Annotated in this window: 5 protein-coding genes; 2 read left to right on the plus strand and 3 right to left on the minus strand. The window is 63.2% G+C overall.

Annotated elements, in window-relative coordinates; translation table 11 throughout:
* Positions 1-714: host attachment protein (locus AC1P6P_RS13805; protein ID WP_481403027.1), on the minus strand; the 714-nt coding region annotated here is incomplete at its 3' end.
* Positions 715-1,156: 442 nt separating this feature from the next.
* Between AC1P6P_RS13805 and AC1P6P_RS13810 the strand changes: the two genes are divergently transcribed.
* On the plus strand, positions 1,157-1,492 hold the full coding sequence (locus AC1P6P_RS13810) for a hypothetical protein (protein ID WP_481403028.1): 336 nt from the start codon (positions 1,157-1,159) through the stop codon (positions 1,490-1,492).
* A gap of 4 nt (positions 1,493-1,496) precedes the next feature.
* Here AC1P6P_RS13810 and AC1P6P_RS13815 read toward each other — a convergent pair whose 3' ends face one another.
* Positions 1,497-2,066: a YciE/YciF ferroxidase family protein gene (locus AC1P6P_RS13815; RefSeq protein ID WP_481403029.1), complete on the minus strand. Its 570-nt coding sequence runs from the start codon at positions 2,064-2,066 to the stop codon at positions 1,497-1,499.
* A gap of 243 nt (positions 2,067-2,309) precedes the next feature.
* Between AC1P6P_RS13815 and AC1P6P_RS13820 the strand changes: the two genes are divergently transcribed.
* Positions 2,310-3,110, plus strand: coding sequence for a hypothetical protein (locus AC1P6P_RS13820; protein WP_481403030.1), 801 nt, complete (start codon positions 2,310-2,312; stop codon positions 3,108-3,110).
* Here the strand turns inward: AC1P6P_RS13820 and AC1P6P_RS13825 are convergent.
* Positions 3,092-3,284, minus strand: a 193-nt coding sequence (locus AC1P6P_RS13825; protein WP_481403031.1) for a hypothetical protein, incomplete at its 5' end; no start/stop codon positions are given. The genes AC1P6P_RS13820 and AC1P6P_RS13825 overlap by 19 nt on opposite strands.

The raw sequence follows: 3,284 nt of genomic DNA on the forward strand, positions 1-3,284 counted from the left end.
GAGCTGCCGCGTCGCGGTCGCAAAGGCGTCACGCAACGCCGTGCCGAGGTCGTCGAACGCCGGGCCGTCGCTCGAAGCCGCCTTGGCGGCGATTTCGCATCCAGGCAGCGTCATGTCGATGGCGACGCGGAATTCCTTGACCTTGCGATGCTCGTGCTTGGGCGCTTCCACCGTGACGCGGCAGTTCTGGATGCGGCCGAATTTGCGCCCCAGCTTGGCGGCGTATTTGAGCGCGGCGGCCTGCGCCGACACCGACGCGTCCATGTTGCGGAACACCACCGACACCGGCAGGCTGTTGCCCGAGACGGTCGGCACGTGGCCGTTGCTGCCGCTGACCGGCCGCGCCGCCTTGAGCAGGACGACCGACAGTTTTTCCCACAGCGCGTCGACGCCGAGCCCGGCGAGATTTTTCGGCACCTGATGGGCGAGCGTCGCACGCACCCGCGCCGTCATGTGCTCGCGCAGTTCCGCCAGCAGCCGCGGCGGCGCCACCAGCACGAGCTGATCGAATTTCCGCTCCACCTGCGCATTATCGAGCGTGGCGCAGACTTCGCGCGCGAATTGCGGTGTGTCTTTCGTGTCGGGTTTCTTGCGCGTCGGCGCCCCACCGGTTTCTTCGAAGACCTGGCCCTCGTCGCCGCGGCGCAGCACAAAATACCGCGCCACCGAGCCATCCATCACGGCAATCCAAATGGGTTTCGTTCTGTTCGGCATCGATCGCTCCTCAAGAGATCCCCCCAAGCAGCGGCCACATCCTAGAACGGGTCCGGGTCCGGTGCACTAGGCATTGTTCGTGACCCTTACGTCATCAAGCCGACAGCAAACAGCAGCGCCGCGTTTTCGCTGGTCCGGCCCTCCTTCGTCGCAGAGGTCGAGGTAGCATTTGGCCGCCGCATTGGCGCGGATACGCATCGCGCAGCAGGTGGCGATAAACATCGGCGCCGATGGTGAGCGGATGCGAACGTGTCCCCGCCCTTAGAAGGTCGCCCGCAGCCTAGGCGCCACCACGACATACCTCTGCCGTGCCACCGCGGAGATTTATATCGCCCGCCTTGGTAATTATGTGAAAAAACATACTTGTGATGCGTCACACGTCACTTTAAACCTTGTGAACGGTTTTGCTGCAGGCTACCGCTTTCCGACGACGGATCGAACCATGGCGCACCAATCGCCCGACAAGGCGCTCAAATTCCTTTACGCGAACAAGGACCGCAGCCTTGAACAGGCCGCCCAGACGGCGTTTGAAATCGCTGCGGCCGAGCGCCTGCCGATCGCGGCGAGCTATCCCGGTGATCCGGAGAGCTGGCATCGCCACGCGATCCTCAAGACGGTGCCCGTCTACGGCATGCGCGACCACCGCAGCGAACAAGTCCCCGCCGCCGCGCAGCTCACCGGCGACCACGCCGCACTCGACCTTGGCGAATGGACCGACCTGAAGGTCAAGGGCGGCGATTTCCAACGCTACTTGGAGTGGCTGCATACGTTCTGGTGAGAGATTACCGCGACGCCCGCCGGCGCTTCGGGCGGGATTGTTCCTCTTCCTCCTCTTCGCCCGCTTCCTCGCCCTCTGCATCTTCGATCATGGCGGGGTTGAGCTCTTCTTCGGCGAGCTGGGTGAGGTTCTCGTCCATTTCCTGGCCCTCTTCGATCGCGCGCTCCATGCTCGAGACGACGCCCTCGATCTCCAGGAGTTCGCCAAGCGCTTTGGCAGTGCCCCAGGCGCCGATGCAATAATGCTCCAGCTTCTGCACCGCGGCGGCGAGCACCGGTTCCAGGAAGCGCTCGTCGTCGATTTCCTGGGCGTGCTCCTCGGCATCCTTGATGAGGCCTTCGGCAGCAACATTCTTTGGCCGCCCGCGCGAGGTCTCCATGTCGTCGAGAACTTCCTCGATTTCGTCGATCAGCCGTCCCCCCTGTTCGACCCGCATGTCGAGACATTCCTTGAGCCGTTCGTTGGAGATTTTGCGCGCGAGCCGCGGCAGCGCCCGCGCCAGCTGTTTTTCGGCGCTGTAGATTTCCTTCAACTCGGTCGCCAGGACGTCCTCGGCTGATTTCGGGCTGGGCATGGTCATTCCTCGTTGTGGGTGGCGTGAGGCTCAACGCGCGCGCGCAGGCTCGCGTTCCGGCGGGCGGCAGATCGCTGATATGGTTAGCAGGTCGTAAACTAAGCAGGCGCCGCCAACTGCCCGAAAACCGCGCGAAATTGGCCTCAATTGCCATCCAGGTCGCGACAAGCTTGTCGCGGCAGGACAGTGCTTAATTCCGCATTAAGTCCATCCGGCCAATATTTTCGGCAATGGAGTGACGCGATGAGTGCGGTGGGCAAACCAAAGATCGTTCTGCTCGGGCAGAAGGATCCGACCAAAGAGGTCGAGCTTTCGCTCGACGAAGGACCATTCGAATCCGGGCTCGCCGTGGCCCAGGACATGTGGGGCGCGGGCAATCTGACTCCGTTCGACAGCGTCTTCGCGTCGCGCGCGATCGGCACCATCGTGCCGACACAAGGCGGCAACTTCGGCTGCGTCTGCTACCAGCTCGGCCACCGTCTGTTCACCTTCAGCCGCGAGGCCGGCATCTGGATCGACACCTTCGAACGCGAGTCGACGCTGTCGAAGCTGGAAAAGCGCCCGAAGGACAAAATCAAGCTCGCTGCCTGGAAGCCCGGTTCCAATCAGCTCGGCGCCAACCGCCTGACCCATTGCGCGATCCTGTCGCCGTCGAAGTGCACCGGTTCACCGCACGGACTGGCGCTGGAAGCCGCCAAGGCGCTGAAGAAGGACGGTCAGCTGTTCGTCGCCGACGTGATGTGCGGGCCGAACGGCAAACCCGCCGCCGACCGCCGCAACGCCGAGGATTGGAAGACATGGCTGTGCGACGCCGGCCTCAAATTTTATTCCGAAATCGATGTGACGACCGAGGTTCGCGGCACCCTGCTGCGCGGCTTGCACAACTCGATCAACATGGCTGCCAACGTGCGCAAGCTACAGGAGCCCTGGAAGGGGCAACGTTTCAAGGCCTTCGAGAAACAGCTTGAAGAGGTCATCATCCTCCACACCGCCTTCGAACGCGGTCTGGCGAAAGCTGTGGGCCTTTATTTCACCAAGCCCTGACGTGATCTGCCATTCCCGGCCGAGCCAGTGAAGCGCCGCGCCCCCAGCATCAGCAATCCGCCGAGCGCAAGAACGGCCGCCGGTGCCTCGGGCACGCCCGCGACGACATCCATCCGGTTGATCGCCAGCGATCCCGACTTGCCGGGAAACACGGCCGGATTGTCGACCCAGAAC

Source organism: Rhizomicrobium sp., from assembly GCF_056722145.1.

Excerpts from the sequence above, each read along its gene's own strand:
- AC1P6P_RS13810 (WP_481403028.1), top strand. The coding sequence starts at position 1,157 with ATGGCGCACCAATCGCCCGACAAGGCGCTCAAATTCCTTTACGCGAAC.
- AC1P6P_RS13815 (WP_481403029.1), bottom strand. The coding sequence starts at position 2,066 with ATGCCCAGCCCGAAATCAGCCGAGGACGTCCTGGCGACCGAGTTGAAG.
- AC1P6P_RS13820 (WP_481403030.1), top strand. The coding sequence starts at position 2,310 with ATGAGTGCGGTGGGCAAACCAAAGATCGTTCTGCTCGGGCAGAAGGAT.